Origin of the sequence: Lutimaribacter marinistellae (genome assembly GCF_042648365.1) — a bacterium.
Lineage (GTDB): Bacteria > Pseudomonadota > Alphaproteobacteria > Rhodobacterales > Rhodobacteraceae > Lutimaribacter_A > Lutimaribacter_A marinistellae.
On sequence record NZ_JBHRXI010000049.1, the window covers coordinates 154,663 to 169,244 of the forward strand.

The window sequence follows — 14,582 nt, forward strand, 5'->3', positions numbered from 1 at the left end:
GGTCTAGAACCGCAAGCATCGGTGAAGGAGGAATCATCCGCAATGCCCGACGTAACCATCGTTTACTGGCGCGACATCCCGGCTCAGGTCATCGTGGGCAAGGGGCGCCGCGGCGCCAAGAAGGTTCTGCCCGAACGGTTCGAGCAGGCCATCGATCGCGCGGCGATGAAGGTTGGGGCGCGGGACACGGATGCCTATCTTGCCGAATGGCGCAAGGCGGCCCCCTACGCCAAGGAGGGAGAACCCGCCGAAATAGCCGAGGCCGAGGCGGTACGCCTCGATACGGAGTACGATCAAAGCCGCATCAAGGCGCTGATCGACAATGACGGCTGGGCATGAGTCCCAAGTCTTTATGGGAGGCCGTGATGGCTTTGCTGAATTTCAAGAAACGCGACGCGGCTGAACCCCGCACCGTCAACCCCGCCGTCGAAGCCTTCTTGCAGGGCTATTCGATCGAGGTAATGCCGCGCACCGCTGAAAAGGTGGAGAGCTTTCGCGACCTGCTGCCCGAAGGCACCCGCGTCTACATCGCCCATATCGAGGGGACGCCGATTGGCGACATGGTCGCAACGGCGCGGCGGCTTGCGCGCGAAGGCTACCCCGTGATGCCGCATTTTCCCGCGCGGATCATCAAGGACAAGGCCACGCTCGAGAACTGGATCGCCATGTACCAAGGCGAAGCCGGGGTCGAACAGGCCTTGTTGCTGGCCGGAGGCGTGGCCGAGCCCCATGGCGCGTTTGACAGCTCGATGCAGCTGATGGACACGGGCCTTTTCGACAAGGCCGGCTTCAAGCGGCTGCACGTTGCAGGCCATCCCGAAGGCAACCGAGACATCGATCCCGACGGAAGCTTTCAAAACGTCGAGGATGCGTTGCGCTGGAAACAGGCGTTTTCCGAGCGCACCGACGCCGAGATGGCGCTGGCAACGCAATTCGCCTTTGACGCCAAGCCGATCATTGCCTGGGCCAACGCGCTCAAGGAGGCAGGCATCACGTTGCCGATCCATATCGGCATCGCGGGCCCGGCCAAGCTGCAAACGCTGATCAAGTTCGCCATCGCCTGCGGTGTCGGGCCTTCGCTGAAGGTCCTGCAGAAACGGGCGATGGACGTGTCCAAGCTGCTGCTGCCCTACGAGCCGACCGACGTCGTTTCCGCACTGGCCGAACACAAGGCGGCAAACCCCGATTTCAACATCACCAACGTGCATTTCTTCCCGCTGGGCGGGATCAAGACGAATGCCAATTGGGCCATCGAGAACGGGGGCGAAAGCGCCCGGCCTGCAAACGCAACCTGAACGCCCCCGATCCCCCTGGGCAGAAAGACCGATCTATGACGCAGACCATCGTAGAAAGCAAAACCAAGACCGCGATCATCGGCTTCGATCAACCGTTCTGCGTGATCGGCGAACGCATCAACCCGACCGGGCGCAAGAAGCTGGCGGCGGAGCTTGAGGCGGGCGATTTCTCGACCGTCGAAAAGGACGCACTTGCGCAGGTCGCCGCTGGGGCGACCGTGCTCGATATCAACGCGGGCGTGGTTTACAACTCGAACCCGAATCCCAACGAGACCGAACCGCCGCTGATGCGCAAGATCATCGAACTGGTGCAGGGTCTTGTCGACGTGCCTTTGTGCATCGACAGCTCGGTTCCTGGTGCGCTCGAGGCGGGACTGGAGGTCTGCGAGGGCCGGCCACTGCTGAACTCGGTCACCGGCGAAGAAGAACGTCTTGAGCAGATCCTGCCGCTGGTCAAGAAGTACAACGTGCCGGTGGTCGCGATCTCGAACGACGATACCGGCATTTCCGAGGATCCCGATGTGCGTTTTGCCGTGGCCAAGAAGATCGTCGAGCGCGCAGCCGATTTCGGCATCCCCGCCCACGACATCGTGGTCGACCCGCTGGTAATGCCAATCGGTGCCATGGCGACGGCCGGCAACCAGGTCTTTGCGCTGGTACGCCGCCTGCGCGAGGAACTGGGCGTGAACACCACCTGCGGTGCGTCCAACATCTCGTTCGGGTTGCCGAACCGTCACGGAATCAACAACGCCTTTCTTCCGATGGCGATGGGGGCGGGCATGACCAGTGCGATCATGAACCCGGTTGCCCTGCCGGTGACGCAAAAGAAGATCGCCGAGAAGAAGGCCGAGGTCACCGCGGCGGGGATCGTCCTGCCCGAGGGCATGGATGACGAAACCTTCGTGCAACTTTTTGGTCTCGGGTCAACGAAATCGCGGCCGGGCAAGGAGATGGAAGCCATCCGCGCCGCCAACCTGTTGACCAACAATGACCCGCATGGCGGCGATTGGATCCGCTTCAACAAGGCGCCCGAGGCCGAGGGCGAGGGCGGCGAAGCCCGCGGTCGTCGTGGTGGTGGGCGCAGACGCCGCGCGGGTTGACCTGTCGAGATACTGGAATTGGCCGGGACAAGCGCCCGGCCTTTTTCGTTCCGGATGCCTCATTGTAACGAAAACATGACGCAGATCATGGCGTGGCGGTGAATTGCCCGCAAAAGTCGCTGCAGACTCTACAGCAACGACCGGAACGCCATGCTCCAGAAAACACCCCCTTCGCTGTCCGATGCAGACCTGACCCGCAAGATCGCCAAGGACAAGTACCAGCTCAAGCTATTCGCCTTGCAGCAGCAATTGGCGCGTATTCAACAAGCCTATCTGTTTCATGGCCACAAGGCGGTGATCGTTTTCGAGGGCTGGGACGCGGCTGGCAAGGGCGGCACGATCCGCCGGATCAGCCAAGCGCTAGACCCGCGCAGCTTCAAGGTCTGGCCGATCGGTGCTCCGCGTAACTATTACCTGAACCGGCATCATCTGTTGCGCTTCTGGGAAAGGCTGCCGCCGGCCGGGGCGATTTCGGCCTTTGACCGGAGCTGGTATGGTCGGGTCATGGTCGAGCGCGTCGAAGGGTTCACCCCGGAGTCGCGCTGGCGTCAGGGATACAGGGAGATCAACGAGTTCGAACGGATGCTGGTGGATGACGGCACGCGCGTGGTCAAGCTGTTCTTCCACATCTCGCCCGACGAGCAGATGCATCGTTTCGAAGAGCGTCTGCGGAACCCTATGAAGCAGTGGAAGCTGACCTACGAGGATTTCCGCAACCGCACCAAGTGGCACGCCTATGCCGAGGCGATCGAAGAGATGTTCGCAAAGACATCGACCGATTACGCGCCTTGGAACCTCATTCCTGCAAACCACAAACGTTATGCGCGCGTGACTGCGATGAAAAAGGTGGTCAAGGCGCTTTCGCATGGCGTTGACCTGGATCCCCAGCATCTTGACGGCAAGACGCTTGATGCGGCGCGCCAACATCTCGACGTGGACCAGGAATTGATCGACAGCCTGCGCGCGCGAACGGAGTAAGCGGTTGCGCGTCGAGGTCTTGCGTCGGTGGCACTACTGTTGTTTTTCTGGGCATACTGAGTGTCTTGGTCGTGAATCGATCAAGACGCGACATGTATTCTAGCGGAACAACAGGGGGCCATATGAGCAAGGCGGACGTGATCGTGATCGGTGGAGGTATCGCCGGTGTCAGCGCCGCTGCAGAGTTGGCGGCCGACGCGTCGGTTCTGCTGCTGGAGGCCGAGCCGCAGGTGGGTTATCACTCTACCGGACGGTCGGCTGCGGTTTTCATCCGCAACTATGGCAACGCAACGCTGCGCCAACTCAATGCCGCCGCCGCACCGCTCCTTGAAGCACCTGAAGGTGTCAGCGATCGAAGCCTGCTGTCGCCGCGTGGTGAACTGATCATCGCGACGGACGTGGAACTGCCCGCGCTCGATGAATATGCGGATGGTGCAACGGGGTTGGAGCGGTTGACCGCGCACGAAGCGCAAGAGTTGGTGCCTATTCTGCGGGCGGACAGGATTGCTGCGGCGGTCATCGAATGGGATGCGCAGGATATCGACGTGAACCGCATGCTCTCCGGCTACATGCGCCTTCTGAAGAGGCGCGGTGGTCGTGTCGTTACAGGTGCAAGGGTTGAGTGGATCGAGAAGTCCGGACCCGCTTGGCAGGTGCGCGCAGGCGGTAACCTCTACGAAGGCGCATGCGTGGTAAACGCGGCAGGTGCGTGGTCAGGGATCGTCGGTGAGATGGCCGGAGCGGTAGACCCAAAGTTGCAACCGCTACGACGCTCGGCCGCTATCCTGCCGGCTCCGGCTGGGCATGATCCGCGCCGCTGGCCTGTCGTGGCAAATGCGGCCGAGAGCTGGTACGCCAAGCCCGAAGCGGGAAAGCTCATGGTCAGTCCGGCCGATGAAGACCCCGTGGAGCCACAGGATGCCTGGGTAGACGACATGGTGCTGGCCGAAGGGCTGCATCGTTTCGAACAGGCGGTGACCGTAACGGTCGATCGTGTGGAGCATAGCTGGGCCGGGCTGCGAACCTTTGCACCGGATCGAACGCCTGTGGTCGGGTATGACCCGCATACGGATGGTTTTTTCTGGCTTGCGGGGCAGGGAGGTTATGGTGTGCAGACGGCCCCGGCGATGGCCCGGTTAACTGCTGACCTTGTGACCGGACGTGTTGCCTCAATCGATCCCGCCTGCTTGGCCGCTCTGTCTCCGGCGCGGTTCGTCGCCTAGCGGGTGCCTTTCGGCCACGTTTTCGTGAATGGACCTGTTCTTCGGTTCGATTGTTTGGTGTACTAGAGGTCGAGAGTGATTGGAGCTGCCCCGATGTTGACCAGACGCCATTTCGTCGCCACCACGCTTGCGATGTTTTCCCCTCCTATCCTTGGGAACGGCATCGCCCATGCCTCTCCGGACCAATGGGCGGAGTGGGACGCTTTGGTGACCCCGGCCGGATACGATCCCGCAACGTCGAACCCATGGGGCTTGCACCCTCGTTTCTTGCCGGTGCGTGTCGAGACGAACCGGGCGTTGAAGCCGGGCGATTTGCATGTCGATGCGGTGGCGCGCTACCTGTATCACATTCAGCCGGACGGCTCGGCGATGCGTTACGGCGTCGCGATTGCGCGTGGCGATCTATATCTGCCGGGAACCTTCTCGATCCGTCGCAAGGCGAAATGGCCGCGGTGGACACCGACCGCCAATATGATCCGCCGTGATCCCGATCTTTATGCCCAGCATGCGGGCGGGATGCCCGGTGGTCCTGACAACCCGCTGGGGTCGCGTGCCTTCTACCTCTACAAGGGGAGCCGCGATACGTATCTCCGGATCCATGGTACACCGCATCCGCGATCTATTGGCGGACGAGCAAGTTCCGGCTGCGTACGTATGGCGATGCCCCACATCATCGGGCTTTACGAGCAGGTCGAGACGGGCGCGACCGCCCATCTTTACCCTGCCGAAGACGGCGTGACCGCCGTAAGCTGACACGTCCCGTCAGGCGCGGGCGCAGATCGGACGGCCATCCACGGTGCGAAGCGGCAGATATGTCGTTTCGACCGGGCCAACGTAGCGATACCAATAGCAGCCGTCCTCGGGCATGATCCGCAGGCCGGACAGGTCCTGGCCGGGCGCGGCCAGTTGCACCACTTGGTCTGGCACTTCGGTCAAATCGGCGACCTCTCCTGTCGGCGTTCCGGTGTAGGTTTCGGTACAGGCGCCCAGCAGGACAAGGGCGGGGAGGAGTCGGGTAATCGCGCGCATTTCTAGGTATCCCTGTTTCCGTCTCGGCCATCGGCACGAGGCCGGAACAAGCCGTTTCAACCCGAAGTGTTACCCTGACGCGGGCTGATCCGCTACCCCGTGCGCAACCTGCCCGATCAATGTGCGCGCATCCCTGCCACAGGTGGAAAACGGCTGCGTATCCGTGTCTGAGGCGCGAGCGCTCTCAAAACGCTTGATCGAAGCGTCGGCTCGCGCCAATCTCACTTCAATACGGACGACCATCCCGGTGCGCTCCGGGGCAAGGGACCCCGCATGATCGAAATTGACAGCGTTAGCAAGATCTTCACCGGCCGCGGAGCCCCGTTTACCGCACTCGACGATGTTTCGATCACCATACGCGAAAATGAGTTCTTTACGCTGCTTGGGCCGTCGGGATGCGGGAAGACCACGCTGCTGCGCGTGATCGCGGGTTTCATCGACCCGACCCGCGGAAGTGTTCGGCTGGATGGTGACGACCTGTTGTCGTTGCCGCCCTACCGGCGTCCGGTCAATACCGTGTTTCAGAACTACGCGCTTTTTCCCCACATGACGGTGGCGCAGAACATCGCGTTCGGCCTCGAAATGCTGGACCGGCCTCGGGCCGAAGTGTCATCGACGGTCGAACAGATGCTGACACTGGTTCGTATGACCGAAATGGCCGGGCGAAAGACCTCGGAAATCTCGGGCGGACAACAGCAACGCGTCGCGCTTGCGCGGGCGCTTGCCCCGCGGCCAAAGGTTCTGCTGCTTGACGAACCGCTTTCGGCGCTGGACTTCAAGTTGCGCAAGGATATGCAGCTTGAACTGAAGCGGCTGCAATCCGAAACCGGGATCACCTTTGTCTTTGTCACGCACGACCAGGAAGAGGCGCTGACCATGTCCGACCGGATCGCCGTGATGAACGCGGGCAAGATCCGGCAATTCGGCGGCCCACGGGACATCTATGACCATCCGGCGGAACGGTTCGTGGCCGATTTCATCGGTGATACAAACTTTCTTGACGTAACCCTTCTGTCCGCTCAGGGGACAAGCGCGCAGGTACGTCTTGCCTCCGGGGCCGAGGTCGAGGTGAGGGCACCGCAGTCAGAAATCGCGCCCGGGCCGGCCACGCTTGCCGTGCGCCCGGAGCATGCGCAACTTGCGCCGCCCGATGATGCACCTTTGCGCGGGGTTCTCAGCAACATCGTCTATTTCGGAACCGACACGCATTATCATGTCGATCTGGACCAGGCCGGTGCCTTTGTCCTGCGCAGGCAGAACCAACCGGATCAGGCGCAAGGTTGGGCCATCGGCGATAGTGTCGGGGTCAAGGTTCCCCCCGGCGTCGGCCAGGTTCTGAGAGATTGAAGCCATGACCGATGCCGCCCAAGTCACCGCCCGTCGGGCATCCCGAGCACGGTGGCTGCTGCTGGCACCGGCCCTTGCGATCCTGACGCTCGCGGCGTCGGGTCCCTTGCTGATCGTCTTGATCTATTCCTTTCTGACGCCTGGGGATTACGGCGGCGTCATCTGGGAGCCGTCGGCACAGGGCTGGTTCTCGGTCGTGTTCGAACGGGATTTCTTTACCGACGAATTGAGCTTGGCCGATGCGCATCTGTCGATTTTCTGGCGCTCGGTCAAATTGTCTCTGATGACGGCTGCACTGGCCTTTGTCTTTGGCTTTCCAACGGCTTACTTCATCGCGACGCGCCCCAAGGAAAGGCGCGATCTCTGGATGCTTCTCATCATCATCCCGTTCTGGACAAACCTGCTGATCCGAACCTTTGCGATTGCGGAACTGATCCGAAACGAAGGGACGGTGAACACGCTGTTGATCGCAATCGGTATCATCGACGAGCCGATCCAGATGCTGTTCACCGAATTCGCGATCCTGCTTGGAATGGCTTACGTGTATCTGCCGCTGATGGTTCTTCCCATCTACGCCTCGCTCGAACGGCTTGATTTCAGCTTGGTCGAGGCGGGATACGATCTGTATGCCACACGATGGCGTGTCCTGCGCAAGGTCATCTTTCCCTTGGCCAAGCCGGGGGTCATCGCGGGATCGATCCTTGTTTTCGTGCCCAGCCTCGGGGCCTATGTCACGCCCCGTGTTCTGGGCGGCGGCAAGCAACTGATGCTGGGCAACCTGATCGAGCTTCAATTCGGTCAGGGACGCAACTGGCCTTTGGGCGCTGCGCTTTCACTGACACTCTTGGCTATCGTGATGGTTGCGTTGCTGTTCTACGTGCGCGCCGCAGGCGAGGAGGAGGGGCGGCATGGCAGCTAAGCCCTTTGACGTGCGACGCCAGACCGGATTTGCCACCATGGCGATCCTGTGCTTCGTGGTGCTCTACCTGCCAATCGGATTGCTCGTCATCTATTCGTTCAACCAAGGCGAAAGCATTGCCATCTGGGAGGGGTTCAGCTGGCGTTGGTATGTCAGCGCGTGGGAAAATGAACAGGTTCAGGCGGCCACGATCCGGTCGCTGATCATCGCCTTCTGGGCCGCCTTGATTTCCACCTCCTGCGCCGTGCTGGCAGCCCTTGCCACGACGCGCCAAGAACGATTTCGCGGCTACACGTTCGTTTTTGCCATGATCAACCAGCCGCTGATGGTTCCCGAGATCGTGACGGCGGTCGCACTCCTGATCTTTTTCGCGATGATCAAGGTCCAGACGGGTTATACCGGGCTTGGCTATCTCATCCTTGCGCATTCGGCTTTTTGTTTGCCCTTCGCCTACATGCCGATCCGGGCGCGGTTGCAGGGCATGGACCTGAACCTGGAGCAGGCCGCGATGGATCTCTACGGCACGCCCTGGCGGGTGTTCCGCCGGATCACGCTGCCGCAGCTCTGGCCGGGCATCCTTGCAGGTGCAATGCTGGCATTCGTCATCTCGCTCGATGACGTGGTGATTACCGAATTCGTCAAATCGGCCGGGCAGGATACTTTGCCCACCTACATGCTCGGGCAGATGCGCCGCGTCGTGACCCCCGAGGTGAACGCGATTTCCACGGTCCTGCTGGCCATCTCGGTCGTGATGGTGGTGGCGTTCTATTTCCTCAGCCGGACCAAAAAGAAACCAACAGGAGGATAAAATGAAACTCAAGCTGACACTGGCAGTCATGGCAGCTGCCACCGGGGTCCCGGCGCTCGCCGAGGGCGAGTTGAACATCTACAACTGGGGCAACTATACCAGCCCCGAAATGATCGAGAAGTTCGAGAAGGAACACGGCATCGAGGTCACGATCACCGATTACGACAGCAACGACACGGCGCTCGCCAAGATCAAGGCCGGCGGTCACGGATTCGATATTGTCGTTCCTTCAGGGACTTACATTCCGATCTTCATCTCCGAAGGGCTGTTGATGGAGTCGAAGCCCAACGAGATGGAGAATTTCAAGAACATGGACCCGGTTTGGGTCGATGTCGAGTTCGACCCTGGCCGGAACTACACCGTTCCGTGGCAGTGGGGCACGGTTGGTCTGACGGTAAACACCGGGCTCTACGATGGCGACATCAACACGGCGGCGATCTTCCTTGATCCGCCGGAGGAGTTGAAGGGCAAGATCAACGTCGTGCCAGAAATGATGGATGTCATGTCGACCACCATCTACTACATGGGCGGCGAGCAGTGCACGACCGACAAGGAAGTGCTGAAAAAGGTTCGCGACAAGCTGGTCGAGGCCAAGCAGCACTGGCTGTCGATGGATTACGGCAATATCGAGAAATACGCTAAGGGCGACCTTGGTGCGGGCGTCAACTGGAACGGTGCGAGCCTGCGCGCGCGGCTGGAAAACGAAGAGATCGCCTTCGGCTATCCGGCAACGGGTTATCCCGTGTGGATGGACAACGCGGCCATCCTTGCCGACGCGCAGAATGTCGACAACGCAAAGCTCTTCCTGAATTTCATCATGGATCCCGAAAACGCGGCGATGCTGTCGAACTTTGCCCGCTATGCGAACGGCATCAAAGGATCCGAGGAATACCTCGATCCGATCATGGCAAGCGCACCCGAGGTCGTGGTGCCGGAAGAGTTGAAGGGCGCAGGCGTTGTGTCCAAAACCTGCCCACCGGAAGCGCAGAAGATCTATACCGCGATCTGGACTGAACTTCAGAAATGAACCTCGTGGCGGGCCTCCGAGCCCGCCCGCTTTCGGTCGGAGACGCGCCATGCATCCTGATATCGTCATTCTGAACGGTCGTCTGATCACCTTTGACGAGGCGCGTCCGACGGCTTCGGCCCTGGCAATCCGGGCCGGTGCCATCCTCGCAGTAGGCGAAACACTCGAAATCAGGCAGATGGCGGGGCCGTCGACACGCGTCGTGGATGCGGGCGGTGCCACGGTTCTACCGGGGTTCATCGACAGCCACGTCCATCTTTTCGGGGGATCGGTCGAACTTGGATACTTGGACCTGCATGGCGTGGTCGGGCTGGACGCGCTGACCCGCAAGGTGCGTGACTGGTCGCTGCAATGCGCTGACGATCGGATCGTTTTCGCGGTACAGGCCGATTACATGATCCTGGGAACCGGTGCGCTGGTCACGCGGCATGATCTGGACAAGGTTCTTCCCGACCGTCCCTTTGCCATGTTCGCGCCGGACCACCATACGATCTGGGCCAATACCGCCGCACTGGAACTTGCAGGTCTTCTCGATGGAGGCGCTGTCGAAAAGGGCGCCGAGATCATCATGGGCGACGACGGCAAGGCCAATGGTGAGTTGCGGGAACCCGGTGCCTATGCCCCGATTCTGGCCCTGACACGTCATGGAGGCCGCGACCTTTTGGGCCTGGTCACCGGGGCCGACCCTGTTCCTGCCGCCACGCTAGCAGAGCGTGCTATGGACAAGGATGCCATTCGGCGCGGCCTGCAACACTGCGCGAGCCACGGCATTACGGGCCTTCACAACATGGATGGCAATTTCTACACGCTCGACCTGCTGCAGGAGATCGACGACGAAGGCGACCTGTTGTGCAGGACAGAGGTTCCCTTTCATTTTAAGACGCAAGACCCGCTTGACCGGTTTTCGGAAGCGGACGAGATGCGTAGGCGGTATACCTCTGACCGGGTCTGGTGCAATCGCGTCAAGATGTTCGCGGACGGGGTCGTGGAAAGCTCGACCGCGTTGATGCTACAACCTTATCCGGGGCTGGATACCGTTGGAGATGCAGTTTTCGAGCGTGACCATTTCATTGATGCCTGCATCAGGGCAGATGCCATGGGCCTGCAGATCGCCGTTCACGCTATCGGCGACGCCGCGATCCGCCAGACGCTTGATGGTTACGAGGCGGCGATCCGGGCAAATGGCCGCCGTGACAGCCGCCATCGCGTCGAACATATCGAGGTCTTGCATCCCGACGATCTACCGCGCTTCGCCGAGCTTGGGGTCGTCGCGTCGTTTCAACCCGGCCACGCGCCGTTCGGCGGGTTCTTTCCGCCCGATGGTGTTGGGCGCATGCTGCATGATCACCAGATCCCGACGGCGTATGCATGGCAGGACCTTCGCGACAGCGGCGCAAGGATCATCTTCTCGACCGACTGGCCGGTGATCCCGGTAGATGTCATGCCGACCGTCAAGGCCGCGGTCGCGCCGATCGAGATGCCGGCGCCGTGGCGGAACCAAACCCAGACCCTGATGGATACGTTGAGATCCTATACTACCGACAATGCCTGGGTGGAATTCAACGAAGGCCGGAAAGGGCGCCTGATACCTGGCATGATGGCGGACATCGCGATCATGAGTCACGATTTGACAATCATGGATCCCAACGACCTCGACAAGGCAGGGGCGCGGATGACCATCATGGGTGGGCAGGTAACTTTCGAGGCCTGATCGCCCCGATCGCAACTATCCCTTCAACGACGGCAATGCGATCACCGCCACGGGCGGGTTCCAATTTTGGTTGTGGTGTGCTATCAATCACACCCATAGATTACTTAAGCATTTCATTTTCGGCAGCTCCCGCTGCCTCTGTTTCGAACCCATGGGCCCATACGCAACGGACCTGTTTTCGGGGGTAAGATGTTTGAACGTCGAACATTTCTGGGCACGATCGGGGCAGCCACGATGGTCGGCATGTCCGGTTGCGGCAGGGTTCGGCGGTTTTTCCAACCCGAAGTCTCGCGCACGGCCATCGACATTCACGCCCATTTCTTCAACGGCCGGGATGTCCCGGTCGTCGGATTTCTGAAGCAGACCATCATCCGGGATCCGCATGCACCGGTTGACCGGGACATGACATCCGATGCCTTTCTGAAACTTCTGAAATTCATCCTTCTGACGAACACACCCACGGCGCAACAGGAACTGGACAGGCTGGAAACCGAACCCGATCCCGCGGCGTCGGTTGATATCGTGGCACGAGACGAGCGCAACGTGGCCGAGGGTATCGCGAGGTTCAGCAACGAGGCCGGTCGCGCTACGGCAGGGCTTACAACTTCACGTCCTGCGGAATTCACGATTCTCGACCGGATTGCGCGTGAAACGGGCGCGCCTGACATCAGGACAACGCTTCGCACCCCCAACGCGCAAGGCAGGGCGCTGGCAGCGCGGATCTATCAGACGGGGCAAGCCGAGGGACTTACGACACTGGAGGAACGCGAATACATCCACCGTTCCGAGTTCATGCAGACAATCCGTTGGGTCGGACTGCTGACAAGATCGCGCCTCGACATCCTTGCCGAACTCGACCGGTTGTATGGTGGTCCGGGTTTAATCCGCATCTTTTCGCCTTCTCTGGTGGATTTCGGGGCCTGGTTCGTGACCGAAGAACGCGTCACCCCCATCGCCAATCAGATCGAGGTCGTTTCGCGCATCGCCCGAAGCTATGACAAGGCGCTGATCTTGCCGTTCGCGCCGTTCTGCCCACTGCGGGCCGCATTGGAACGCGAAGACGACCCGTCCGTCGATCCGCTGAGGCACGTCAAGCTGGCAGTGCTTGAAAAGGGTTTCATGGGGGTAAAACTCTATCCGCCAATGGGATTTCGACCGACCGGCAATACCGGCAGTTTGTCCTGGGTCCCCCGGGCTCCGCGTGGGGGGGCTGCTGCCCTAGACCCGGAACTACGCGCGCTTTACGACTGGTGCGTCGCGAACGAGGTTCCGATCAAGGCACATGCCAACAATTCTGTTGCCGCCGGGCCAGGCACCGGCGCGATGGCCGACCCTGCGGGATGGCGCAAGCTGATGCAGGAAGAGAGCTATCGGGACTTGCAACTTAACCTCGCTCATTTCGGGGGTTTCAACGAAACAGCCGGGTTCGACCCGCTCGTCCAGCAAGACGACTGGGAAGAAACGCTTGCCCGGATGGTTACGGAATTCTCGAACCTCTATTACGACGTCAGCTTCTGGACCGAAGCGGCAAACCCGGACAATCCGGCCAGGCCGCGCGTGATGGCAAAGGCTGGCAGTCTTCTGCGCCGTAGTCCGGACATGGTCGAGCGGATGATGTACGGGTCCGACTGGTCGATGATTGGCCGGGTACCAGAACACCCCGCCTATCTTGCAGGTGTGCTTGCAGCCTTCGACGAACTCGGCCTCGACGCGGATGACGTGGAGCGCGTCATGGGCGGCAATGCAGCCCGGTACCTGGGCCTCGACCGGAACGGCAAGCAGCGCGAGCGGCTCGACCGCTTTTTCGCAGAACACCCGATCTACGAAGAAATTTTCCAAGGATAGCGATCACCGGAAGACAAAGAACCCGACCCAGAACAAGGACCTGATGCCATGCAACGCCCGATTGCCTTTTTCATGTGTCTCACGCTTGCAGCGCCGCTTGTCGCGCAATCGCTTGCCCCCGACGAGGGCGCCGAAGAACTCGGCAGGTTAGCGGAGGAAGCGCGAAAGGCCAGCGAGGGGCTGAGTTTCGAGGAGTTCCGGGATCAGACCGTTTACGTCGAGGAGACAGGGAAATACTATGTCAACGGCGACACGCCCATCCGCAACGAGAAACTCCTGAGGGAATTCTGGGAGAGTAACGTCAAGAACGCGCCCGTCAGGGCACCTGCGGACGCTGGCACGCCCGAGTTTTCGGTGATCACCGTGGGGGGGCTTGACCAGATCTGGGATCCGATGGAACGGCTGCGGCTGACCTATTGCGTCAGTACGCGTTTCGGCAGCCGCCATCCGCTGGTCGTAGGCGACATGCAGGCCGCTGCCGCAGCCTGGGAGGCGGTGGCCAACCTCGATTTCATCTACATGCCCGCCGAGGATGGCGACTGCAACAACTCCAATGACCGGGTTCTGTTCGATGTTCGTCCGGTCAATGCCGGGGGGCAGTTCCTTGCTGCTGCCTTCTTTCCCAACGATCCGCGGCCGGATCGCAGTGTCGTGATCGACCCCTCTTCGTTTGCACTGGACCCGAACGGCAACCTGACACTCAGAGGCATCTTACGCCATGAACTGGGCCATGTGATCGGCGGTCGCCACGAACATACCCGACCCGAGGCGGGCGTGTGTTTCGAGGATAACGATTGGCGCGGCGTGACCGATTACGATGCCTTCTCGGTCATGCATTACCCGCAATGTAACGGTATGGGCGACTGGTCGCTGACGCTGACCGCGATGGATCGCAGCGGCGTTGCCTGCCTGTATGGACCGGCAGACGGTTTCGCGATTGATACCTCGATCTGTACCCCGCCAGGTGGCTTGAACGTGCCCCTCACCGAAAGCTATGGGCCATTTACCCTGGCGCGGGGAGACATGCAGATGGTCACACAATTGCCTGTCGTACCCGGTACACGCTTTACCGCGACGATGTCGGGCAGCGGCGATCCCGATCTCTACGTCAAGCTGGACGGTCCGGCGCTGATTTCGAGTTACGACTGTCGTCCCTATACGATCGGCGCCAACGAAACATGTGATTTCGAGGTTCCGGCTGGCCGGTCGCTAGCCTCGGTCGGGGTGCATGGATACTCGGAGTCCGAAGCCTCGGTAACGATCACGTGGACACAGCCTTAGGAGGCGGATCAAACAGGAG

14 protein-coding genes are annotated in these 14,582 nt (G+C 60.7%); 13 read left to right on the top strand and 1 reads right to left on the bottom strand.

What is annotated here, in order from left to right; genetic code table 11:
• Positions 1 to 42 precede the first annotated feature (42 nt).
• The 6 genes from ACFORG_RS22085 (at position 43) to ACFORG_RS22110 (ending at position 5,349) form a co-directional block, all read left to right on the top strand.
• Positions 43 to 339: a virulence factor gene (locus ACFORG_RS22085; protein WP_386737756.1), complete on the top strand. Its 297-nt coding sequence runs from the start codon at positions 43 to 45 to the stop codon at positions 337 to 339.
• A 26-nt stretch (positions 340 to 365) separates the two neighbouring features.
• Positions 366 to 1,295, top strand: coding sequence for a methylenetetrahydrofolate reductase (locus ACFORG_RS22090; RefSeq protein WP_386737757.1), 930 nt, complete (start codon positions 366 to 368; stop codon positions 1,293 to 1,295).
• A 35-nt stretch (positions 1,296 to 1,330) separates the two neighbouring features.
• Positions 1,331 to 2,395, top strand: coding sequence for a methyltetrahydrofolate cobalamin methyltransferase (locus tag ACFORG_RS22095; RefSeq protein ID WP_386737758.1), 1,065 nt, complete (start codon positions 1,331 to 1,333; stop codon positions 2,393 to 2,395).
• A 150-nt stretch (positions 2,396 to 2,545) separates the two neighbouring features.
• Positions 2,546 to 3,373: a polyphosphate kinase 2 family protein gene (locus ACFORG_RS22100; RefSeq protein ID WP_386737759.1), complete on the top strand. Its 828-nt coding sequence runs from the start codon at positions 2,546 to 2,548 to the stop codon at positions 3,371 to 3,373.
• A gap of 122 nt (positions 3,374 to 3,495) precedes the next feature.
• Positions 3,496 to 4,596 (top strand): NAD(P)/FAD-dependent oxidoreductase, encoded by a 1,101-nt coding sequence (locus tag ACFORG_RS22105; RefSeq protein WP_386737760.1) that lies wholly within the window; start codon positions 3,496 to 3,498, stop codon positions 4,594 to 4,596.
• A 93-nt stretch (positions 4,597 to 4,689) separates the two neighbouring features.
• Entirely contained in the window at positions 4,690 to 5,349 is a 660-nt protein-coding gene (locus ACFORG_RS22110) for a L,D-transpeptidase (RefSeq protein WP_386737761.1), read from the top strand.
• Between the two features lie 9 nt (positions 5,350 to 5,358).
• On the opposite strand, the gene ACFORG_RS22115 is transcribed toward ACFORG_RS22110, so the two are convergent.
• Positions 5,359 to 5,625: a hypothetical protein gene (locus tag ACFORG_RS22115; RefSeq protein WP_386737762.1), complete on the bottom strand. Its 267-nt coding sequence runs from the start codon at positions 5,623 to 5,625 to the stop codon at positions 5,359 to 5,361.
• 273 nt (positions 5,626 to 5,898) lie between these two features.
• On the opposite strand from ACFORG_RS22115, the gene ACFORG_RS22120 reads away from it, so the two are divergent.
• The 7 genes from ACFORG_RS22120 to ACFORG_RS22150 all read left to right on the top strand — a co-directional run bounded on the left by ACFORG_RS22120 (position 5,899) and on the right by ACFORG_RS22150 (position 14,563).
• Entirely contained in the window at positions 5,899 to 6,972 is a 1,074-nt protein-coding gene (locus ACFORG_RS22120) for an ABC transporter ATP-binding protein (RefSeq protein ID WP_386737763.1), read from the top strand.
• Between the two features lie 4 nt (positions 6,973 to 6,976).
• Positions 6,977 to 7,891, top strand: a complete 915-nt coding sequence (locus ACFORG_RS22125) for an ABC transporter permease (protein ID WP_386737764.1) — start codon at positions 6,977 to 6,979, stop codon at positions 7,889 to 7,891.
• A complete protein-coding gene (locus ACFORG_RS22130) occupies positions 7,881 to 8,699 on the top strand; it encodes an ABC transporter permease (RefSeq protein ID WP_386737765.1) in 819 nt (272 codons plus the stop codon). The genes ACFORG_RS22125 and ACFORG_RS22130 overlap by 11 nt, the downstream gene beginning before the upstream one ends.
• A gap of 1 nt (position 8,700) precedes the next feature.
• Positions 8,701 to 9,726, top strand: coding sequence for an ABC transporter substrate-binding protein (locus tag ACFORG_RS22135; protein ID WP_386737766.1), 1,026 nt, complete (start codon positions 8,701 to 8,703; stop codon positions 9,724 to 9,726).
• Between the two features lie 49 nt (positions 9,727 to 9,775).
• Positions 9,776 to 11,437 (top strand): amidohydrolase, encoded by a 1,662-nt coding sequence (locus ACFORG_RS22140; protein WP_386737767.1) that lies wholly within the window; start codon positions 9,776 to 9,778, stop codon positions 11,435 to 11,437.
• 189 nt (positions 11,438 to 11,626) lie between these two features.
• Positions 11,627 to 13,282: an amidohydrolase family protein gene (locus ACFORG_RS22145; protein ID WP_386737768.1), complete on the top strand. Its 1,656-nt coding sequence runs from the start codon at positions 11,627 to 11,629 to the stop codon at positions 13,280 to 13,282.
• A gap of 48 nt (positions 13,283 to 13,330) precedes the next feature.
• A complete protein-coding gene (locus tag ACFORG_RS22150; protein ID WP_386737769.1) occupies positions 13,331 to 14,563 on the top strand; it encodes a hypothetical protein in 1,233 nt (410 codons plus the stop codon).
• Positions 14,564 to 14,582: the final 19 nt, after the last annotated feature.

Coding starts and splice junctions, on each gene's coding strand:
- ACFORG_RS22150 (WP_386737769.1), top strand. CDS start 13,331: ATGCAACGCCCGATTGCCTTTTTCATGTGTCTCACGCTTGCAGCGCCG.
- ACFORG_RS22115 (WP_386737762.1), bottom strand. CDS start 5,625: ATGCGCGCGATTACCCGACTCCTCCCCGCCCTTGTCCTGCTGGGCGCC.
- ACFORG_RS22095 (WP_386737758.1), top strand. CDS start 1,331: ATGACGCAGACCATCGTAGAAAGCAAAACCAAGACCGCGATCATCGGC.
- ACFORG_RS22100 (WP_386737759.1), top strand. CDS start 2,546: ATGCTCCAGAAAACACCCCCTTCGCTGTCCGATGCAGACCTGACCCGC.
- ACFORG_RS22125 (WP_386737764.1), top strand. CDS start 6,977: ATGACCGATGCCGCCCAAGTCACCGCCCGTCGGGCATCCCGAGCACGG.
- ACFORG_RS22145 (WP_386737768.1), top strand. CDS start 11,627: ATGTTTGAACGTCGAACATTTCTGGGCACGATCGGGGCAGCCACGATG.
- ACFORG_RS22135 (WP_386737766.1), top strand. CDS start 8,701: ATGAAACTCAAGCTGACACTGGCAGTCATGGCAGCTGCCACCGGGGTC.
- ACFORG_RS22105 (WP_386737760.1), top strand. CDS start 3,496: ATGAGCAAGGCGGACGTGATCGTGATCGGTGGAGGTATCGCCGGTGTC.
- ACFORG_RS22120 (WP_386737763.1), top strand. CDS start 5,899: ATGATCGAAATTGACAGCGTTAGCAAGATCTTCACCGGCCGCGGAGCC.
- ACFORG_RS22085 (WP_386737756.1), top strand. CDS start 43: ATGCCCGACGTAACCATCGTTTACTGGCGCGACATCCCGGCTCAGGTC.
- ACFORG_RS22110 (WP_386737761.1), top strand. CDS start 4,690: ATGTTGACCAGACGCCATTTCGTCGCCACCACGCTTGCGATGTTTTCC.
- ACFORG_RS22130 (WP_386737765.1), top strand. CDS start 7,881: ATGGCAGCTAAGCCCTTTGACGTGCGACGCCAGACCGGATTTGCCACC.
- ACFORG_RS22140 (WP_386737767.1), top strand. CDS start 9,776: ATGCATCCTGATATCGTCATTCTGAACGGTCGTCTGATCACCTTTGAC.
- ACFORG_RS22090 (WP_386737757.1), top strand. CDS start 366: ATGGCTTTGCTGAATTTCAAGAAACGCGACGCGGCTGAACCCCGCACC.